A 17,978-nucleotide genomic window follows, 5' to 3' on the forward strand; every position below is an offset into this window, starting at 1 on the left:
TCGGTATGATGTCGTTCCCGCCCCCTTCCGGCCTCGACATGCTCACCGTCCATCACCTGAACAACTCGCGTTCGCAGCGCGTGCTCTGGCTGCTCGAAGAACTGGATGTGCCATACGAGATCGTGCGCTACGCACGCGATCCGAAAACGATGCTCGCGCCGGCCGAATTGCGCGCGATCCATCCGCTCGGCAAGTCGCCCGTCGTGACCGACGACGGCCGCACGTTCGCCGAATCGGGCGCGATCATCGAATACCTGGTCGAACGCTACGGCAACGGGCGCCTCGCGCCGCCGCCCGGCTCGCCCGAGCGGCACGACTACACGTACTGGCTGCACTACGCGGAAGGGTCGGCGATGCCGCCGCTGCTGCTCAAGCTCGTCGCGCTGCGGATCGCGCATGCGCCGATGCCGTTCTTCGCGCGGCCGATCGCGCGCAAGATCGCCGCGACGCTGCAATCGGGTTTCGTCGATCCGCAGATCGATCTGCATCTCGGCCATGTCGACGGCGCGCTCGCACGCAGCGGCTGGTTCGTCGGCGACGGCTTCAGCGCGGCCGACATCCAGATGAGCTTTCCGCTCGAAGCCGCGACCGCGCGCGGCGGCGGCAGCCGGTATCCGGCGATCGCGCGCTTTCTCGACACGATCCATGCGCGGCCGGCGTACCAGCGGGCGCTGGAGCGCGGCGGCCGGTACGACCTGCTCAAGTAACCGGCGTCAGCTCAGCAGCCCCGCCGCGACGTTGATCGACAAGCCGAGCACGGCCATGTTGAAGTAGAACGACAGGATCGACTGCGCGAGCACCGAGCGCCGCGCGGAGCGGTTCGCGAGCGACACGTCGGCCGTCTGCGACGCGACCGCGAGCGTGAACGCGAAATACAGGAAATCCCAGTAATCGGGCTCCGGGTGTTGGTCCGGAAAGCGGAGCGCGCGATCGCTGCTCGGCGAGCCGTAATAGAGCCGCGCGTAGTGCAGCGTGAAGATGGTCGGGATCAGGAACCACGCGCCGAACAGCGTCGCGCCCGTGATCGCGTAGTGGCTGAGCCCCGCGCTGAAGCCGACGCTCTTCGCGGTCGCGAGCTCGATCGCGATCGCCGCCACGCTCGCGACGGTCGCGAGGCACACGACGGTCAGCACGGTCGTCGCGTTTTCATCCTCGCGGATCGCGACTTCGCGCACCTTGTGATGATGCGCGGTGACCATGCGCACCCACATCAGCACGAGATACAGCCAGACCGCGCAGTCCCAGCCAATCAGTGCGCGCGCGGTCGGGCGCAGCGGAAACGGCAGCAGGACCGCGCACAGCACGCCGGCGACGAATGCCGCGACCATGCGCGGCCGGTTGCGTAATACCTGCGGATAAAGCGTCATCGTGTGATTCCGAAAGCGGATGGAAAGGATTCGGCCGGTGCGCGGGAAAGCCGCCGCGCCGGCGGGTAACGCGCCCCGATTATCGCCATTCCGTCGTCACGTGGCGATGGGCGCGAGCGCCTAAGATAAGGGGATGACTGCCCCCGCCCTGCTCTGCCGCCATCCCGCGAACCCGGCCGGCCGCGACTTCGTCGTCGGCGACCTGCACGGCTGCGTGGACGTGCTGCGCGCGCTGCTGCACGACGTCCGCTTCGATCCGGCGCGCGACCGGCTGTTCTCGGTCGGCGATCTCGTCGACCGCGGCCCGGCCTCCGACACCGCGCTCGACCTGCTCGACCGGCCGTGGTGTCACGTCGTGCGCGGCAATCACGAGGAAGTGCTGAGCCTCGTCGCGCGCGGCAAGCTGCCGCCCGACGCGTGGCGCAGGATCGGCGGCGACTGGGGCGCCGACCTGCCGCCGGAACGGCTGCGCGCGCATGCGGCGCGCGTCGACGCGCTGCCGCTCGTGCGGGTGATCGGCGACGGCCCGACGCGCTTCAACGTGCTGCACGCGGAATTCTTCGGCTCGGACGCGGAGCTCGATACCGGCAGCTATCCGCACGACGTGCGCGAGCGGCTGATCTGGGGCCGCGATCTGGTCCAGGGGCTCGCCGATCCGGCGCGGCAGGCCGGACTGTCGCTGACGTGCACCGGGCACACACCGGTGCGTGAGCCGCAACGGATCGGCGCGCAATGGTTCATCGACACGGGTGCGTTCGCGCCGGCCGGGCGGCTCACGCTCGCCGAGCCGCGCACCGGCCGCACATGGTCGATGACGCAGACCGAAGCGCGCGAGCGCCACGCGGGCGACTGGCCGCTACCCTGACGCGCCGGCCGGCGCCTGCGTCCCCACGCGAACCCTAGCCGACCTGATTCAGTTCGAACACCGCATCGACGGCCGAGCCGTTCCAGTTGTATTCGAGATAGGCCGCATGCTGGCAGTCGCGCAGCAGCGTCGTGCGGAACGCCGCGAGACACTCGCCGCGCGGATCGCGCACCGACGGATAGACGATTCCCGCGCCACCCGCGTTGCGCACCGCGCGACCGAAGGCCTGCCCCGCGCGGTAGTCGACCGGGTCCAGCAGCGCGGGATCGCGCTGCGGCCACGTGCGCACGTCGGCGACGTCGCCGTGCGCGAACACGGTATAGAGCCGCATCTGCTGGCGCATCGGCGGCTCCTTCGTCGCGGCGAGGAACAACCCGCTGTGATAGCGCGTTTCGGCGATCGCCGTGTCGCGCGAGCGGGTGCAGTAGAACACGCCGTAGCTGCCGTCCGAAAACCGGCTGCCCAGCGGATTCAGGTGCGTGAACGCGGCCATGATCGGCCCCCAGCCCTGCCCGTAGCGGCGCTCGGCGGGCGGCACGAGCTCGAGCGTGCCGACTTCGTTGCGGATGCGGTCGTTGGTCAGCGATTCGAGTGCATAGAGCGCGTCGAAATCCTCCGCGGACGCGACGCGGTCGAACAGGTTGATGGCAGGAAAACGGGTGGGAATCACGCGATAGGCCGGTGCCCAGTCGACGGTGGTCGTGGGCCACCGGGTGACGTCGGTCGGTGTCGTCACGCCCAGCCACCCCGCATCGCATCGAGATATTGGCGAACGGCCACCAGATCGCCGACGTTGCCGGCCAGCATCCGGTCGAGTGCGCGCTTGCCGCCGAACGGCGCCGCATCGTTGGGCCGCTTGACCCACGCATCGGCCGCGGCGGGCTGCGGCAACAGGATCTGCAACCCCTTGTAGATGCCGAGCAGCAGCGACAGGCGCTCGAGCGTATCGCGCGGCAGGCGCGCCGATTCCGGCGCGGCCTTCCACTTGAAGAACGTCGAGCGGCCGGGCGACCCGAGCAGCACGATCTGCTCGTCGATCGTCAGTTCCCAGTCGCGCGCGATGTTGAAAAACGCGCGCAGGCCGGCCGCCGACATCTGCGCGACCGAAGCGTGCGGCAAGGCGGAATGCGAATCGTAGGCGGGCTGTGACATGACGGTTAGTCTCGAAACGAATCTACTAACAAGATTAGTCCATTCTCGTATTTTTGCAAGGGTCGCACCCAGCGATCGCGCACGTCCATCCGACAAATCGATATTTTTTGTCCATTCTGGACTCTGATTTTATTTTCTGCGTTAATGGCCGTGCGGACCCCGCGTCACGGCGCGGGTCGTGTCCGTGGAGACCGTGTCGCACAGAAACCGGATGCACCACGCCAAGGAACGCACCATGAAGAGACTGATTGCCGCTGTTTCGATCGCCCTGCTCGCGGTATCCGCAGGCCCCGCCGTCGCGAAGGACTGGACCACGATCCGCTTCGGCACCGATGCCAGCTACGCGCCGTTCGAGTCGAAAGCGCCCGACGGCAAGCTCGTCGGCTTCGACATCGACCTCGGCAACGAGATCTGCGCGCGCCTGAAGGCGAAATGCGTGTGGCTCGAGAACGATTTCGACGGGATGATTCCGGCGCTGAAGGCGAAGAAGTTCGACGCGGTGCTGTCGTCGATGTCGATCACGCCGCAACGCGCGCAGCAGATCGGCTTCACGACGAAGATCTACAACCAGCCGACGCGGCTCGTCGTGAAGAAGGGCTCGCCGCTGCTGCCGACCGCCGAATCGCTGAAGGGCAAATCGATCGGCGTCGAACAGGGCACGACGCAGGAGACGTATGCGAAGGCGTACTGGGGCAAGCAAGGCGCGAACGTCGTGTCGTACCAGAACCAGGACGGCGTGTATGCCGACCTGATCGCCGGCCGTCTCGACGCGGCGCTGCAGGATGAAGTGCAGGCCGCGATCGGGTTCCTGAAATCGCCGCGCGGCGCGAACTACACGTTCGTCGGGCCCGAGCTCGTCGACGAAAAGGTGCTCGGCATCGGCGCGGGCATCGGCTTGCGCCAGGAAGATACCGACCTGAAGGCGAAGATCGATCGCGCGATCCTCGACATGGTCAAGGACGGCACCTACAAGCGGCTCGCGTCAAAGTACTTCGACTTCGACATCTACGGCAGTTGAAAACGGCGTCGCGCGCGTACGGATACAGCTTCCGTCGCGCGCGTCCGACCGCCCCTCCCCTTGCAACCGGATGGCAACGGCATCGAGCGGTTCGCCGTCGCATCGAATGCAGGTCGTCTTGCGTCGTATGCGGCACACGGCAGGACCCTGCATTATTGTTTGGACTGCAGATCGACTCCCTGAGACAACGACACGCCATGCGAATGGATGTCGTGCCGTTCTGGTCAATAGGCGAAGATCGGGCGTCGCGGTACCGGCGCCCGTGTGCACATGCCCATGCGGACCGGGTTCGCGTGCAGGAAAGTGCCGACCCGGCGCGGATGACCGGCAACCAGCCGGATCCGCCTCGCACCGGGCGCGGAGAGATGGCCTGTCGAGGCATGCCGGTCGGCCGCAAGCGCGACGTTCGAGCGGCGATGTCCCGAATCACGGCGATCGCGGCCAGCGGACCGCGGCGTGTGATGATCGATCATTTTTCTACCCCGTTTGCTGTCTGATGTTTGTTCCGGCAACCGGACGATGCCGATGCCCCGGCGATCAGGCGACGACGTCCCGTGCTCGCCGCGACGCGGCTGCTGCCCCGCGCGCGGCCGCCGCATCCCCGCGGACTGCGTCCTGGCCGGTACCGAAGGCTTGCGCCGCCTGACCGGACGGACCTCGCGTCGTCGACTCTCGCATGTCCCTCTTCGCAAGGACCGGGCCAGCGCTGCGCGAGCCCGGCCGGACAAGGCGATGGTCAGGCCGGCTGACGGCCGGCACGGGTGTGGCATACGGGAAGTTACGAAACTGAAACATCGGGGCCGCGGCGCGCGCCGGCCCGGCAACGGCGGGGCCTTGCGGAATAAGGCTGAACAATGGAGCGCGGAATTTTTACCGGCGACGGACCGGCCGACCGGACCGGTTCGGCGCGGCAATTCCTCCGGCGGCCGACGCGAAATGTTTCATGCGCTTTACATGCCGGCGCCGGCGACGCGTACCGTCCATCGCGCTGGACGCGGCGGCCGATCGCATGGCTATACTGCGACTCCGCTTCACGCGACTTCACGCCGACCACTGCCCACGATGCTCCGTACCTTCGCCGCCGAACGTGCCAGGCTGATCCGCTTCGGCGTGTCGGGCCTGGGCTCGACCGCGCTGCATGCGCTGATCGCCGCCGCGATGTTCGCGCTGTGCGACGCGACGCCCGTCGTCGCGAACGCGAGCGCGTTCGTCTGCTCGACGGCGTTCTCGTATCTCGCCAATACGCTGTGGAGTTTTTCGTCGCCGGTGACGTGGGGCAACTTCATGCGCTTTCTCGCGGTCGCGATGGCCGGCCTCGCCGTGACGATGCTGCTGGCGCACGGCACCGACGCACTCGGGCTCGCCCGCGCGTGGAGCATCGTCGCGGTCGTGCTGTGCGTGCCGCCCGTCACGTTCGTGCTGCACCGGCTGTGGACCTATCGCTGAGCCGGCCCGCACGCATCGCGCCCGCCGCTCAGCCGACCCGCTGATGCCCCGCGTCGCCCGACGGCGCGCCGTCGTGCCCGCCGCTGTCGCCATTCCCGCCGCTGCCGCCGTTGTTGTCGTGATCGTTCAGCCCGTGCTCGATCATCATCCGGTAGAGCGTCACGCGTGAAATGCCGAGTTCGGCGGCGGCCTTGTTGATCCGGTGGTCGTTGCGCAGCAGCGCATTCTCGATCGCGGTGCGTTCGGCCAGCGCCCGCGCCTGTTCGAGCGTCACCGGTTCGGTTTCGCCGGGCGTGTCGAGCCCGAGATCGTGCGGCGTCAGCAGCCGGCTCTCGGCCATCACGATCGCGCGCCGCACGCGGTTGATCAGTTCGCGTACATTGCCGGGCCACTCGTAGCGCCGCATCGCGTCGAGCGCGGCCGACGTGAAGCCGCTGATCTTGCGGCCGCTGTCAGCCTTGAATTTCTGCAGCACGTAGTGCGCGAGGATGTCGATGTCCTTGCCGCGCGCGCGCAGCGGCGGCTCGTGGATGCGCAGCACGCACAGGCGGTGATAGAGATCCGCGCGGAAGCGCCCGGCCTCGACCGCGCCGTCGAGATCGACGTGCGTGGCCGAGATGATCCGCACGTCCACCGCGATCGATTCCTGCCCGCCGAGCCGCTCGATCTTGCCCTCTTGCAGGAAGCGCAGCAGGCTTGCCTGGCTTTCGACCGGCATGTCGCCGATCTCGTCGAGAAACAGCGTGCCGCCGTTCGCCGATTCGATCCGGCCCGCGCGCCGCTGGTTCGCGCCGGTGAACGCGCCGCGTTCATAGCCGAACAGTTCCGACTGCAGCAGGTGATGCGGAATCGCGCCGCAGTTGATCGCGACGAACGGCCCCTTGCCGCGGCCGGAGCGCTCGTGAATCGCGAGCGCCGTCAGCTCCTTGCCGGTGCCCGACTCGCCCGAGATGAACACGCTCGCGTCGGTCTTCGCGACCTTGCGGATCGTGCTGAACAGCTGCTGCATCGCCTCGCAGTTGCCGATCATCCCGTGTTCGCCGATCGACGCCGCGTAGGCGGCGCCGTCGACGCGATCGAGCGCGGCCATCCCGCGCGCATGGCCGAGCACGTGCGAAATCCATTCGTACGGCAGCGGCAGCGTCACGTAATCGAAACAATAGCTGCGGATCAGTTCGCGCACGGCGGGGCCGATCGTGATGCCGGCCTGCGCGATGGAAATCCAGCCGATCGCCGGCTGGCTCAGACACATCTTCAGCGCGGGATAGTCGCGCGACGTGAAGCCGGTGAAATCGACGAGCCCCGCGGCCACGCTCACGCCGGAGGTCATGTTCTGCGCGGCGCCGGCCGTCTTCGCGACCGCGATCTCCCAGCCGAGCCCGCGCAGTTGTGCCAGCAACGGCTCGTCGGGCGTGCGCATGATCACGAACAGCTTGCGTCCGGCCTCGGGGGCGGTGACGGACACGTCCGTCATCTCGGGCGCCGCCTGCCCGTTTGCGTCGGGTGACCTTGCAACCATCGTTGTTCCCCGCTTGGCGTTGGTATCGCGCGCCGGCTCGCCGCCGCGTACGACGGACACGATCGAACCGACATATTGGCCGTATTTCCGTCCGAATAAAATCCCCCTGCGCATGAATCGCGCCGGAGGTCGACGTTGTCATGAACGGTATATCGATGCGGCCGGCCCGCGGCTAGATGGGTGTTATCCCGGTGGCGGGCGCCGCGCGCGACCGGAAAGGCCCGGCCCCGACCGCGCAAAGCCGCGCCGGTGCTGGCGCACGGCGATCGTGGAGGACGCGGCGCACGCCCGATTCGTGCGCCGGCCCATGCGCGCGCAACCGGTCCGCCGGGCAGGCGGACGCCCGGGCAACCGGTTCCGGTTGATTTTCGTCAATCGTCGGAAGAAGCCGGCTGATGCACGAACGCAACATGCGCGGCGCCCCGCCGTGCGGCGGGTGAGGGGTCAGCGGCCCGACGCGAGCGGCGCGGGCGTGTTCGCGCGGCCGCGGCCGGCCGGCGCGCCGCCGTGTTCGCCATAGGTGGCGGCCAGTGCATCGACCCGCGCGAGATGGTGGCGATTGTCGTGATCCCACGGGTGGAAGCCCGGCCGGAAAAAACTCAGCCATTCGCCGGCGATGCGCGGGAACAGCCCGCGACGCGGCCCGTACAGGAACGCGATCATCCGCAGCATGCCGCGCACGTGATGGCCGGCGCCGCGATCGCGCCACAGCAGCGTCGCATGCATCAGGAACACGGTCGGCCAGAACGTCAGCGTCGTCAGCAGATACACGCCGATGCGGATCAGGTAGCGACGCAGCCCCGGCTTCATCGCGGCATTCCACACGTCGAACGACACGGCCTTGTGCTCGGTTTCCTCCAGCGCGTGCCAGATCCACATCTGCCGGTAGCCTTCGACCGAACCGTCGAGGCGCGTCGGGTCGCGCAGCAGCCAGTCGGCGAGCATCGCCGTGTAATGCTCGGCCGCCACCGTATGCGCGAGCTGCACCGAATGCGGCAGCTTGCGCTTCATGTAGCCGAGCACCGTCCACACGCGCTGGTCCAGCTTGCGCGCGGGTAGCCGGTTCGCCTGCATCAGCTCGTTGTATTCGATGTGCTCGCGCGTATGCATCGCTTCCTGGCCGATGAAGCCGAGCACCTGCTGCTTCAGCACGGGATCGTCGATCCGGTCGCGATAGTTGCGCACCGAATCCATGAAGAAGCGCTCGCCGGCCGGAAACAGCAGCGACAGCGCGTTGAAGAAATGGGTCACGTGCGACCCGAGGCCATGCCAGTCCTTCGCGCGTTCGACCGGCAGGTCGAAGCGCAGGTCGCGGCGCACCGGCATGATCCCGGCTGCGGTGGCGGAAGCGGCTGACTTCATGTTCATCGTTCTCCTGTTGCGGAGCCGTCCGGCGCATCGTCCGACGCGGCCGGCGCAAGCCCGGGCGGCGCATCGCGCGCCGCCAAAATCCTGACATCGACAGATGTAACGATAGGCCGCGCGCGCCGGCGCATGCAAGCCGCGCGGTAGATGCGCGCTTCCAAACAGGGCACGGTCGGAAAGACGGAAAAAACGGCGCTCGAACGACATTCGGCCGGGCCGCGATTCGAACGCGGGCGCGCGCGTCGGGGCGAGGCGCCGGATGCGGCGCGGCGCCCCGCCAGCGGCCCGCCAGCCCCGTGCGGCGGGCCTTTCGCGGGATCGGGCAACGCTCGTGCAGCAGGCTGTCACGTGAGCCGTTCGCATCGATTCATACGCGCCGCGCACCGTCGCGGTGCACCCTCGCCCGCGCGGCTCGCGAAAAATTCAAACACGCGTTCCAATTGCGTTTCGGGCGCTCACGCCGGCACGCCCCGCCACGCGGCCCCGCTCAGCGTGAAACGGCGCGAAATCCACGCGCGCCGGCCCGCTGCGCGCTCGCCTACAATAGCGGTTTCACGCAACCTCTTTCAGGAGAAATCATGTCCGTCATCACGACCGAATCGGGCCTCAAGTACGAAGACCTGACCGAAGGCACCGGCGCGGCAGCGCAAGCCGGCAAGACCGTCAGCGTCCACTACACGGGCTGGCTGACCGACGGTCAGAAATTCGATTCGAGCAAGGATCGCAACGACCCGTTCGCGTTCGTGCTCGGCGGCGGCATGGTCATCAAGGGCTGGGACGAAGGCGTGCAGGGCATGAAGGTCGGCGGCGTGCGTCGCCTGACGATCCCGCCGCAACTCGGCTACGGCCCGCGCGGCGCAGGCGGCGTGATTCCGCCGAATGCAACGCTCGTGTTCGAAGTCGAACTGCTCGACGTCTGACCCTGCACCCCGCCGTTTCCTTCCCGATGGAACGCATCGCCTCCCCCGCCATCGCGCTGCGCCGCTACGCCACGTGCGAAGCGTCGGACGTGCACGACTTCCACCAGGTCGTGCTCGGCGTCGATGGCGCGATGGTGATGGCGGTGGACGGAATCGGCCAGCGCATCGACCGGCACGCGGCCTGGCTGATTCCGGCCGGCGCGCGCCACGACTACGCGGGCCTCGGCGACAATCGCCAGCTCGTGATCGACCTGCCCGCCGCGTCGCTCGCGGTACCGCAGCGGCTGTTCGACCATGCGCGGGCCGTGTCGATCGACCCGGCGCTCACGTCGCTCGTCGCGCAGGTCGCGGCGGCCGCCGCGCAACACGATGCGCCGGACGGCGACGCACGGCAGGCCGCCGCGCACCGCTTTCAGTGGCAGGCCGCGGCTCGCCTGTGCGACGCGCTGCTCGACGATGCGGGCATCGCCGCGCCTGCGTCGGGCCTCGATTTCGCGCGCATCGACCGCTGGCTGCGCGCGCGGCTCGCCGAACCGCTGCGCATCGCCGATCTCGCCGCGCACTGCGGCTACGGGATGCGGCGCTTTCATCAACTGTTCGTCGATGCATTCGGCGAAACGCCCCATCGCTACCTGCAGCGGCTGCGGCTCGACGCCGCGATCGTGCTGCTCGCCGACGGCCGGCATGCGCTCGTCGACATCGCGGGCAGCGTCGGCTTCGCGGACCAGAGCACGTTCACGCATGCGTTCACGAAGCGCTTCGGCGTGGCGCCGGGACGCTGGCGCGGCGAACGGCATTGAACGCATCGGCCTCGCCGAATACGCATCGACGCACGTAGCCAGCGGCACGCATTCGCGTCGGCATCCGTATCGACGCTTCGCGTCCCGCTGAAACATCGCCTGTCCGTCGCCGCCTACGATGGACGCATGGATACGACCATACCGTCCCCCGCTTTCCCGCCCGCGCTCGCGCGCGTCGTCGCCACCGTCAGCATCGGTTTCGTCGTCACGCAGCTCGACGTGACGATCGTCAATATCGCGCTCGCGCATCTCGCCGCCGACCTGCACCTGCCGGTCGCCGGCCTGCAATGGGTCGTCGATGCGTACACGCTCGCGTTCGCGGTGTTGATGCTGTCGGCCGGTGCGCTCGGCGACCGCTTCGGCGCGCGCCGCCTGTACGTCGCCGGCCTCCTGCTGTTCGCGCTCGCGTCACTTGCATGCGGCGCCGCCGTCGCGCCCGCGATGCTGATCGCGGCCCGCGCGCTGCAAGGCGTCGGCGCCGCGGCCATGCTGCCGAATTCGCTCGCGCTGCTCAACGACGCGTGCCGGCACGACCCGCGCCTGCGCGCCCGCGCGGTCGGTGGGTGGACGGCGGCCGGGTCCATCGCGATCGCGGCCGGCCCGGTCGTCGGCGGCCTGCTGATTGCCGCGTGGGGCTGGCGCGGCATCTTCCTCGTGAACCTGCCGCTGTGCGCGGCGGGGCTCGCCGCTACGTTCGCGTGGGTGCCCGCGCGCCGCGAGCAGGCTGCCCCGGCACGCTCGGCCCGTTCGCTCGATCCGCGCGGCCAGTTCGTCGCGATCGCGATGCTGACCGCGCTGACCGGCGCCGTGATCGAATGGCGGCCGCTCGGCTTCACGCACCTGGTCGTGACCGGCGGCTTCACGCTGGCGGCGCTGGCCGCGCTCGCGTTCGTCGCGATCGAATCGCGCACGGCCACGCCGATGCTGCCGCTATCGCTGTTCCGCCACCGCACGTTCAGCGCGGCCGTGCTGTTCGGGATCTGCGTAAACCTCACGTATTACGGCACCGTATTCATGCTCGCGCTGTACCTGCAACGCACACGCGACCAGTCGGCGTTGCAGGCCGGGCTCGCGTTCCTGCCGCTCACCGGCGGGTTCCTGCTGTCGAATCTCGCGAGCGGACGCGTCGTCGCGCGCCACGGCCCGCGCATGCCGATGGTGGCCGGCGCGCTCGTCGCCGCGCTCGGCTACGGGTCGCTGCATGTCGTCGATGCAACGACGCCGCTCGTCATGGTGCTGGTGCCGTTCCTGCTGATTCCGTCGGGCATGGGCTTCGCGGTGCCCGCGATGACGACGGCCGTGCTCGCGTCGGTCGCGCCCGACCGGGCCGGCATCGCGTCGGCGGTGCTGAATACCGCACGGCAGGCCGGCGGTGCAATCGGCGTCGCGGCATTCGGTGCGCTCGCCGGCGGCGGCGGTGCAGCGCAGGTCGTCAGCGGGTTGCGGATCGAAACCGCCGTGTCGGTCGCGCTGCTGCTCGCGGCCGCACTGCTCGCGACCCGTGTGCGGACCAATGCGGATCGCGGTGCCTCTCCCGCGCCTCGGGCGACGCCACCGGTCGATCGCACGCGTGCGGTCACGCGTCACCGAGGTGAGGCTGGATCAGGTAACGCCGACGAAAGAAGGTCTGCGTGAATCGACTCGCGTAGCCGGCAGTGCCGCGCTCGTGCTGTCGCGCCGAATGCCATCCGACGGCACGACCCTCGCGCATGACGCTCACCGACGCGCCGCGCCCGCTTCGTCATCGATCTTCTTCACGACCGTATCGGCCGCCTTCAAAGGCCGGCCGTCGTCGTGCCGCAGCGCGAGCTTGCGGATCGCGCGCCCGGTGCCGCGATCGATCAGCACCGAATGCCGCTCGCCGCGCGCGAACAGGTTGGCCTCGCCCCACTGCCGCAGCATCACGATGACCGGAAACAGCCCCTCGCCCTTTTTGGTCAGCACGTACTCCTGATACGCGGTGCCGTCGGACGCCGGCACGACGTCGAACACGCCCGCGTCCACCAGCATCTTCAGCCGGTCGGACAGGATGTTGCTCGCGACGCCGAGGCTCGCGCGGAAATCGCCGAAGCGGCGCACGCCGTCGAACGCATCGCGCACGATCAGCAACGCCCAGCGATCGCCGACGATATCGGTCGCGCGCGCCACCGGGCACGGCGAATCCGCAAGACTTTTCTGCCTGGCCATGTTGCTCTCCGCAATCACGCCGGCCGCCTTCGCAGGCATGCCGGCCATCCGGGCACGGGCCGCTGGCCCGTCACCCAACAGGTTGCATTTTAAAACTACTTTTCCTACACTCCAACCCAGTTTCAAATTGCAACTACATTGCGTGAGGCAACCCATGGAATCGTCCTGCCATTCCGGCACCGTTGCATCGAACGCGCCAACCGGCGCGATCCATCCGGCTGAGGGCGCCCGCCTGTCGTCGGCGCGTGTCGTGCTGCTGGCCGTCTGCTGCGCGGCGAGCGTCGCGAACGTCTACTACGCGCAGCCGCTGCTCGATTCGATCGCGCGGGATTTCGGCGTATCGCTGGCCGCCGTCGGCGGCGTCGTCACCGCGACGCAGCTGGGCTGCGCGCTCGCGCTGCTGTTCGTCGTGCCGCTTGGCGACCTGCTGAACCGCAAGCGCCTGATCGCCGTGCAGCTTCTGCTGCTGACCGCAGCCTGTATCGGCGTGGCCGCCGCGTCGACACGCGTCGCGCTGCTGGCGGGAATGGTCGCGGTCGGATTGCTCGGCACCGCGATGACGCAAGGACTGATCGCGTGCTCGGCCGCCCTCGCCGGCGCGGGCGAACGCGGGCGCGTGGTGGGCGCCGCGCAAGGCGGCGTCGTGGTCGGGCTGCTGGCCGCGCGCTCGCTGGCGGGTGTCGTCACCGACATCGCGGGGTGGCGGGCCGTCTATCTCGTATCGGGCGCCCTCGCGATCGCGATGCTGGTCGTGCTGTCGCGGCTGCTGCCGGCGATGCGCGAACCGCGCGAACGCATCGGTTACGCGGCGCTGCTGCGGTCGATGGTGGCGCTGCTGCGCGACGAACGTGTGTTGCGCGTGCGCGGCGCGATCGCGCTGCTGATGTTCGCGGCGTTCAGCATCTTCTGGAGCGCGCTCGTGCTGCCGCTGAGCGCGCCGCCGCACGCGATGTCGCACACGCAAATTGGTGCATTCGGCCTCGTCGGCGCACTCGGGGCGGCGGCCGCCGCCCGCGCGGGCCGGCTCGCGGATCGCGGGCGCGGCGAAGCGACGACCGGCGCCGCACTCGCGCTGCTCGCATGCGCGTGGCTGCCGCTCGCGTTCGGCAATACGTCGATCGCGCTGCTGATCGTCGGCATCGTGCTGCTCGACGTCGGCGGACAGGCCGTGCACGTCGTCAACCAGAGCATGATTCTCGGCGCGCGGCCCGACGCGCATGCGCGCCTCGTCGGCTGCTACATGCTGTTCTATTCGGCCGGCAGCGGGCTCGGCGCGATTGCGGCCACGATGATGTACGCGCGCGCCGGCTGGACCGGCGTCTGCGTGCTCGGTGCGGCGGTGAGCGTGGCCGCGCTCGGCGTGTGGGCCGCGACGCTCAGGCGCGCGTGAGGCGCGCCGGCCGTGCGGATCGAACGGGAAAAGCCGGCCCGCCCTCGGCGGGCGGCCGGCACGCGAACCGGCCGCGCACGCGCGCCGGTCGGGCTTTCGGTTCCGCTGCGGTTCGGCGGCGCGCCGCGGGCGTTCAGCCGGCTGCCTGAATCGCCTCCTCGTACACGCCGGCCACGCGGCGCGCGATCACCGCATTGTCGAAATGATCGCGTGCATAGCGCTTGCACGCGGCCTCGTCGGGCAGCGCGATCGCGCCCGACAGCGCACCGCCGAGCCCTTCCGCGATCGCATCGGCGCCCGTCGACGGCAACACCAGATCGTTCGACAACCCGGCGACCGCCTCCGGCAGCCCGCCGACCGGCGTGACCAGCACCGGCGTGCCGGACGCCAGCGATTCGACGGTGATCAAGCCGAAGCCCTCGAGCGCGACCGTCGGCACGACGCTGACCGTCGCCGCGCGGTACAACGCCGCGAGATGATGATCGGGCACGAAACCGAGCAGCTTCACGTTGTCCTGCAGCCCCGCTTCGTCGATGCGCTGCTGCAGTTCCTCGCCGATCTTGCCCTTGCCGGCGATCAGCAGCAGCACGTCCGGGTGACGGCGCTTGACGAGGCCGATCGCATCGATCAGGTCCTCCAGCCCCATGCGCCGCACGAGCCGGCGCACGGCCAGCACGATCGGCCGGTCCTGCGGCAGTTGCAGCTTGTGCCGCGCCTCGGCGGGCGTGAGCGGCGTGTCGAACTGCGCGGTATCGACGCAGCCCGGGATCACACGCACGCGCGACGGATCGATCCCGTAGCGGTTCGTCAGGATCTGGCCGAATGCCTGCGACAGCACGATCAGCCGCGACGAGCGCGTATAGACGGCCTGTTCGAGATAGCGCTTCGCGCGCTGTCCGAGCGACGCGGCGCCCTCGACCTGGCTTTCGTCGGCCCACGGCCCCTGGAAGTGCGACACCTGCGGAATCCCGCGCGTCACGTCGAGCCCCGGGAACGTGTACAGCGCGAAGTGCGACGAAATCACGTCCGGCCGCGCGCTGCGGATCTCGTCGCGCAGCGCGCGCCGCGCGGCGAGCATCCGGCGCGCGAGCGGCTCCGACGCGGGACCGAAACCCTGGATCGCCCCGCCCGTGTCGTCGGCGACCTTCGGCGAGCCGGCGACGAGCCCGCGCACCTCGACGCCCGCGCCGGGCAGCGCGCCGACGAGCGAGTAGTACATCCGGTCGAGGCCGCCCGCGCGTTCGGGGAACCAGTGCATGCCGATCTGCAACGATTTGATCGGCCGGGAAGATTGGGACATCACGGTTGCTCCTGCGTGATTGCATGCTCGACCCGCTCGAAGGCGGACGGCTGCGTGGGTTGGCCGATGCGCCGGTAAAGCGCGACGTACTGGGCGCCCATGTGCGCCCAGCCGAAACGGGTCATCAGTTCGCGGGCCGCGTCGCCCATCGCGCGACAGGTGTCGCGCGATGCCGCGAGCGCGCCGATCGCCTGCGCGAGCGCGGCGGGATCGTCCGGGTCCTCCAGCACGATCCCGCATTCGCGCGTGATGATTTCCGCGCCGCCCGCCGTGCGCGCGGTGACGACCGGCAGCCCGGCCGCCATCGCCTCCAGCAGCGACAGGCTCATCGCTTCGTAGCGCGACGGAAACACATACGCGTCGACCGAGCGCATCAGCGTCGGCATGTTCTTCACGAGACCGAGGAAATGCACGCGCGAATCGATGCCGAGCGCGCGCGCTTCTTCCGGATACGGGCTGCCGGGCAGATAGCCGGCCACCGCGAGATGCACGTTCGCGGGCAGCTTCGTCAGCGCCTTCAGCACGGTGCCGAGGTTCTTGCGCGGCGTGCGCAGGTCGCCGACGAACAGCAGCAGGAACGCGTCGTCCGGCAGCTTGAATGCCGCGCGGTCGGCCTGCGCGCCCGCGAACGCGCTGCCGTCGACGCCGTTGTAGATCACGCTGATCTTGCGGCTGTCGATGCCGAGCCCGGCAATCTCGTCGGCCACCTTCTGCGATACCGCGGTGATCGCGCGCGAACGCTTGTACGCCCAGCGCTCGAGCACGGTATTCACGCGCGTATAGACGTACTGGTAAGCCGACCACAGCCCCTTGGTGGGCCCGAACGGATAGTACGGACTCTTGAACCAGCCGCCGTGCACGAAGTGCGCGGTATTCACGTCGGCCTTGATCCACGAGATGAAGCCGTTCACGTGCAGCACGTCGTATTCGCCGCGGTGCGCGCGCAGCCACGCCGCGCTTTTCAGCGCGAACACCTGCTGCTTGACGAGATTCGACGGCCAGAAGCCGCCGACCTTCACCGGCACCCAGCGCACGCGCGGGTCGGCCAGCAGCTCGGGCGCGACGTGCGACGCGACCAGCGTGACCTCGTAGTTTTCGGCCAGCGCCGCGCGCGCGATTTCGTAATTGACGCGGCCCTGCCCGTCGTTATGTCGCACGACGTGCGTGACGATCGCGATTCTCAATGGTCGCCTCCCCGTGAACGCGCGGCGGCCAGCAGGCGTTGCGCCTTCTGCCAGTGCGCCGCGGCAAGTATCGAAAAAATGGCTGTGAACATCAGCAGGCCGCCGGTGCCGATCAGCGAGTTCGTGAACACGAGCATCGCGAAGGTCGACAGGCACAGGCTCAGGCATGCCGCGACGAATTTGTCCTGGCGCAACTTGAACGCCGCGCGCAGCGTGCGGCCGAACAGCATCACGACGCCGGCGAGATACAGCAGCGTGCCGGGCCAGCCGAGCACGAACGGCACGTTCATCACGCCGCTGTCGAAGCTGCCGTATTTGCCGAGTTCGCCGCTGTCGCTCGACAGCTTCGTGGACGCGCCGGTCGCGCCCATCCCTTCGCCGGCGACGTCGGTGAACGCCGTCTGCGCGAAGGTCGCGTAGAACTTGTTGCGGTCGTCGTAGCTGCGGTCGTCCTTCAGGTTCGTGATCGACTGCAGGCGCGCGCCGAGCCGGTCGGCCACCGGCCCGACGGTCAGCAGCGGCACGCACAGCCCGACCAGCACGACGCCGCTGATCAGGATCCGCATCCGCACGCGGTTGCTCGATTGCACGAGCTGGATCGCGAGCGCGATCACCCAGCCGCCCCACGTCGAGCGCACGAGACACAGCGCGAACGATACGAAGCCGGCCGCCCCGGCGAACCAGCGGATCTTCTGCGGCGCCGCGAACACGAACACCAGCGCGCCCATGATCGCGAACGCGAACGGGCCGGACGAATTCATCGTGCTGAACACGCGCACGCCGTACGGCACCGGCTCGCCCTGCGAGCCCATGTCCGAGCCGATCATCCACAGCACGTCCCACTGCGGCATCACGAAGTACTGCACGATGCCGTACAGGCCCATCACGAGCATGCCCCACATGAACGTGGACAGCAGCACGTCGCGATACTCGGGATAGTCGCGCGCGTTGACCATGATGTGAAAGCCGATCAGCACCGGGTACACCCAGTTCGCGAGATCGTAGGTCGCGGCCATCACGCCGCTCGACACGATCCCGACGAGGTACGCATACGCGAGCCCGAACAGCATCAGCAGCACCGGGATGCCGCGCCGCTGCGCGAGCACGCGGTAATGCCTGAGCAGCCCCAGGCCGGCGATCATCGTCACCGCGAGCGGCGCCACCTGGATCAGGCTCGTCGGCGTGAACGCGCCCTTCGACCAGTCGGCCAGGCGACGCACTTCCGGGCTCAGGAACCACACCCACCACATGAAGCCGACATAGCGCGCCGGGCTCTTGAAATACAGCCAGATGCCGACCGCGATGGCCAGCACCGGGAACGCGAGCGTCAGCACCTTGCCCTGGTGGATGGCGATCAGCGCGGCGGTAAACGTCCACAGCCCAGCCTGGCCGGCCCAGTGCTTCGGCTCGGCGAACCAGCTGCGGGCGCGCGACGGCGCACGTTCGGCGGCAATCGTACTCATCG

General features: G+C 68.9%; 18 protein-coding genes. 8 read left to right on the forward strand and 10 right to left on the reverse strand.

The features are described 5' to 3' along the window. Positions 1–38 precede the first annotated feature (38 nt). Entirely contained in the window at positions 39–707 is a 669-nt protein-coding gene (locus DTA15_RS25930) for a glutathione S-transferase (protein WP_012493186.1), read from the forward strand. 6 nt (positions 708–713) lie between these two features. Here DTA15_RS25930 and DTA15_RS25935 read toward each other — a convergent pair whose 3' ends face one another. Further along, on the reverse strand, positions 714–1,367 hold the full coding sequence (locus tag DTA15_RS25935) for a DUF1345 domain-containing protein (protein ID WP_006486145.1): 654 nt from the start codon (positions 1,365–1,367) through the stop codon (positions 714–716). Between the two features lie 133 nt (positions 1,368–1,500). On the opposite strand from DTA15_RS25935, the gene DTA15_RS25940 reads away from it, so the two are divergent. Then, complete coding sequence (locus DTA15_RS25940) at positions 1,501–2,232, forward strand: metallophosphoesterase (RefSeq protein ID WP_006493108.1); 732 nt, start codon at positions 1,501–1,503, stop codon at positions 2,230–2,232. 34 nt (positions 2,233–2,266) lie between these two features. On the opposite strand, the gene DTA15_RS25945 is transcribed toward DTA15_RS25940, so the two are convergent. Both DTA15_RS25945 and DTA15_RS25950 read right to left on the reverse strand, forming a co-directional pair. After that, the gene (locus tag DTA15_RS25945; RefSeq protein ID WP_006490695.1) at positions 2,267–2,968 is read right to left on the reverse strand and encodes an RES family NAD+ phosphorylase; all 702 of its coding nucleotides are present in this window, start codon (positions 2,966–2,968) and stop codon (positions 2,267–2,269) included. Further along, positions 2,965–3,384 carry an MbcA/ParS/Xre antitoxin family protein gene (locus DTA15_RS25950; protein WP_006490694.1) on the reverse strand — a complete coding sequence of 140 codons (420 nt, stop codon included), beginning with the start codon at positions 3,382–3,384 and terminating at the stop codon, positions 2,965–2,967. The genes DTA15_RS25945 and DTA15_RS25950 overlap by 4 nt, the downstream gene beginning before the upstream one ends. 235 nt (positions 3,385–3,619) lie before the next feature. Here DTA15_RS25950 and DTA15_RS25955 point away from each other — a divergent pair, with 235 nt between their 5' ends. Next, complete coding sequence (locus tag DTA15_RS25955; protein WP_006490696.1) at positions 3,620–4,402, forward strand: ABC transporter substrate-binding protein; 783 nt, start codon at positions 3,620–3,622, stop codon at positions 4,400–4,402. A gap of 224 nt (positions 4,403–4,626) precedes the next feature. Here DTA15_RS25955 and DTA15_RS25960 read toward each other — a convergent pair whose 3' ends face one another. After that, the gene (locus DTA15_RS25960) at positions 4,627–4,875 is read right to left on the reverse strand and encodes a hypothetical protein (RefSeq protein WP_077020940.1); all 249 of its coding nucleotides are present in this window, start codon (positions 4,873–4,875) and stop codon (positions 4,627–4,629) included. 589 nt (positions 4,876–5,464) lie between these two features. Here DTA15_RS25960 and DTA15_RS25965 point away from each other — a divergent pair. Next, positions 5,465–5,848, forward strand: a complete 384-nt coding sequence (locus DTA15_RS25965; protein ID WP_012493184.1) for a GtrA family protein — start codon at positions 5,465–5,467, stop codon at positions 5,846–5,848. A gap of 28 nt (positions 5,849–5,876) precedes the next feature. On the opposite strand, the gene DTA15_RS25970 is transcribed toward DTA15_RS25965, so the two are convergent. Together DTA15_RS25970 and DTA15_RS25975 are read right to left on the reverse strand one after the other, a co-directional pair. Then, entirely contained in the window at positions 5,877–7,367 is a 1,491-nt protein-coding gene (locus DTA15_RS25970) for a sigma-54 dependent transcriptional regulator (RefSeq protein WP_020979476.1), read from the reverse strand. Between the two features lie 444 nt (positions 7,368–7,811). Beyond that, positions 7,812–8,729 (reverse strand): metal-dependent hydrolase, encoded by a 918-nt coding sequence (locus DTA15_RS25975; protein ID WP_012493182.1) that lies wholly within the window; start codon positions 8,727–8,729, stop codon positions 7,812–7,814. Between the two features lie 581 nt (positions 8,730–9,310). Here DTA15_RS25975 and DTA15_RS25980 point away from each other — a divergent pair. From DTA15_RS25980 to DTA15_RS25990, 3 genes are all read left to right on the forward strand, one after another. Beyond that, positions 9,311–9,652 (forward strand): FKBP-type peptidyl-prolyl cis-trans isomerase, encoded by a 342-nt coding sequence (locus DTA15_RS25980; RefSeq protein WP_006482165.1) that lies wholly within the window; start codon positions 9,311–9,313, stop codon positions 9,650–9,652. A gap of 26 nt (positions 9,653–9,678) precedes the next feature. Beyond that, positions 9,679–10,452, forward strand: a complete 774-nt coding sequence (locus DTA15_RS25985) for a helix-turn-helix transcriptional regulator (RefSeq protein ID WP_006482167.1) — start codon at positions 9,679–9,681, stop codon at positions 10,450–10,452. 126 nt (positions 10,453–10,578) lie between these two features. Next, positions 10,579–12,087: an MFS transporter gene (locus tag DTA15_RS25990; RefSeq protein WP_006482166.1), complete on the forward strand. Its 1,509-nt coding sequence runs from the start codon at positions 10,579–10,581 to the stop codon at positions 12,085–12,087. A gap of 81 nt (positions 12,088–12,168) precedes the next feature. On the opposite strand, the gene DTA15_RS25995 is transcribed toward DTA15_RS25990, so the two are convergent. Further along, positions 12,169–12,639 (reverse strand): winged helix-turn-helix transcriptional regulator, encoded by a 471-nt coding sequence (locus DTA15_RS25995; protein WP_012493181.1) that lies wholly within the window; start codon positions 12,637–12,639, stop codon positions 12,169–12,171. 154 nt (positions 12,640–12,793) lie between these two features. Here DTA15_RS25995 and DTA15_RS26000 point away from each other — a divergent pair, with 154 nt between their 5' ends. Then, positions 12,794–14,029, forward strand: a complete 1,236-nt coding sequence (locus DTA15_RS26000; RefSeq protein ID WP_012493180.1) for an MFS transporter — start codon at positions 12,794–12,796, stop codon at positions 14,027–14,029. 133 nt (positions 14,030–14,162) lie between these two features. Here the strand turns inward: DTA15_RS26000 and DTA15_RS26005 are convergent, their stop codons facing one another. Genes DTA15_RS26005 through DTA15_RS26015 form a run of 3 tightly spaced genes read right to left on the reverse strand, consistent with a single transcriptional unit; the run spans position 14,163 to position 17,976 of the window. After that, on the reverse strand, positions 14,163–15,329 hold the full coding sequence (locus DTA15_RS26005; protein ID WP_006482818.1) for a glycosyltransferase family 4 protein: 1,167 nt from the start codon (positions 15,327–15,329) through the stop codon (positions 14,163–14,165). Further along, positions 15,329–16,513 carry a glycosyltransferase family 4 protein gene (locus tag DTA15_RS26010; protein ID WP_006482819.1) on the reverse strand — a complete coding sequence of 395 codons (1,185 nt, stop codon included), beginning with the start codon at positions 16,511–16,513 and terminating at the stop codon, positions 15,329–15,331. Before DTA15_RS26010 ends, DTA15_RS26005 begins: the two co-directional genes overlap by 1 nt. Next, a complete protein-coding gene (locus tag DTA15_RS26015) occupies positions 16,510–17,976 on the reverse strand; it encodes an O-antigen ligase family protein (protein ID WP_006482820.1) in 1,467 nt (488 codons plus the stop codon). Before DTA15_RS26015 ends, DTA15_RS26010 begins: the two co-directional genes overlap by 4 nt. Positions 17,977–17,978: the final 2 nt, after the last annotated feature.

The sequence above is a fragment of the Burkholderia cenocepacia genome (genome assembly GCF_900446215.1).
Taxonomy (GTDB): Bacteria; Pseudomonadota; Gammaproteobacteria; order Burkholderiales; family Burkholderiaceae; genus Burkholderia; species Burkholderia cenocepacia.

Excerpts from the sequence above, each read along its gene's own strand:
- DTA15_RS25930 (WP_012493186.1), top strand. The coding sequence starts at position 39 with ATGCTCACCGTCCATCACCTGAACAACTCGCGTTCGCAGCGCGTGCTC.
- DTA15_RS25935 (WP_006486145.1), bottom strand. The coding sequence starts at position 1,367 with ATGACGCTTTATCCGCAGGTATTACGCAACCGGCCGCGCATGGTCGCG.
- DTA15_RS25940 (WP_006493108.1), top strand. The coding sequence starts at position 1,501 with ATGACTGCCCCCGCCCTGCTCTGCCGCCATCCCGCGAACCCGGCCGGC.
- DTA15_RS25950 (WP_006490694.1), bottom strand. The coding sequence starts at position 3,384 with ATGTCACAGCCCGCCTACGATTCGCATTCCGCCTTGCCGCACGCTTCG.
- DTA15_RS25955 (WP_006490696.1), top strand. The coding sequence starts at position 3,620 with ATGAAGAGACTGATTGCCGCTGTTTCGATCGCCCTGCTCGCGGTATCC.
- DTA15_RS25960 (WP_077020940.1), bottom strand. The coding sequence starts at position 4,875 with ATGATCGATCATCACACGCCGCGGTCCGCTGGCCGCGATCGCCGTGAT.
- DTA15_RS25965 (WP_012493184.1), top strand. The coding sequence starts at position 5,465 with ATGCTCCGTACCTTCGCCGCCGAACGTGCCAGGCTGATCCGCTTCGGC.
- DTA15_RS25970 (WP_020979476.1), bottom strand. The coding sequence starts at position 7,367 with ATGGTTGCAAGGTCACCCGACGCAAACGGGCAGGCGGCGCCCGAGATG.
- DTA15_RS25975 (WP_012493182.1), bottom strand. The coding sequence starts at position 8,729 with ATGAAGTCAGCCGCTTCCGCCACCGCAGCCGGGATCATGCCGGTGCGC.
- DTA15_RS25980 (WP_006482165.1), top strand. The coding sequence starts at position 9,311 with ATGTCCGTCATCACGACCGAATCGGGCCTCAAGTACGAAGACCTGACC.
- DTA15_RS25985 (WP_006482167.1), top strand. The coding sequence starts at position 9,679 with ATGGAACGCATCGCCTCCCCCGCCATCGCGCTGCGCCGCTACGCCACG.
- DTA15_RS25990 (WP_006482166.1), top strand. The coding sequence starts at position 10,579 with ATGGATACGACCATACCGTCCCCCGCTTTCCCGCCCGCGCTCGCGCGC.
- DTA15_RS25995 (WP_012493181.1), bottom strand. The coding sequence starts at position 12,639 with ATGGCCAGGCAGAAAAGTCTTGCGGATTCGCCGTGCCCGGTGGCGCGC.
- DTA15_RS26000 (WP_012493180.1), top strand. The coding sequence starts at position 12,794 with ATGGAATCGTCCTGCCATTCCGGCACCGTTGCATCGAACGCGCCAACC.
- DTA15_RS26005 (WP_006482818.1), bottom strand. The coding sequence starts at position 15,329 with ATGTCCCAATCTTCCCGGCCGATCAAATCGTTGCAGATCGGCATGCAC.
- DTA15_RS26015 (WP_006482820.1), bottom strand. The coding sequence starts at position 17,976 with ATGAGTACGATTGCCGCCGAACGTGCGCCGTCGCGCGCCCGCAGCTGG.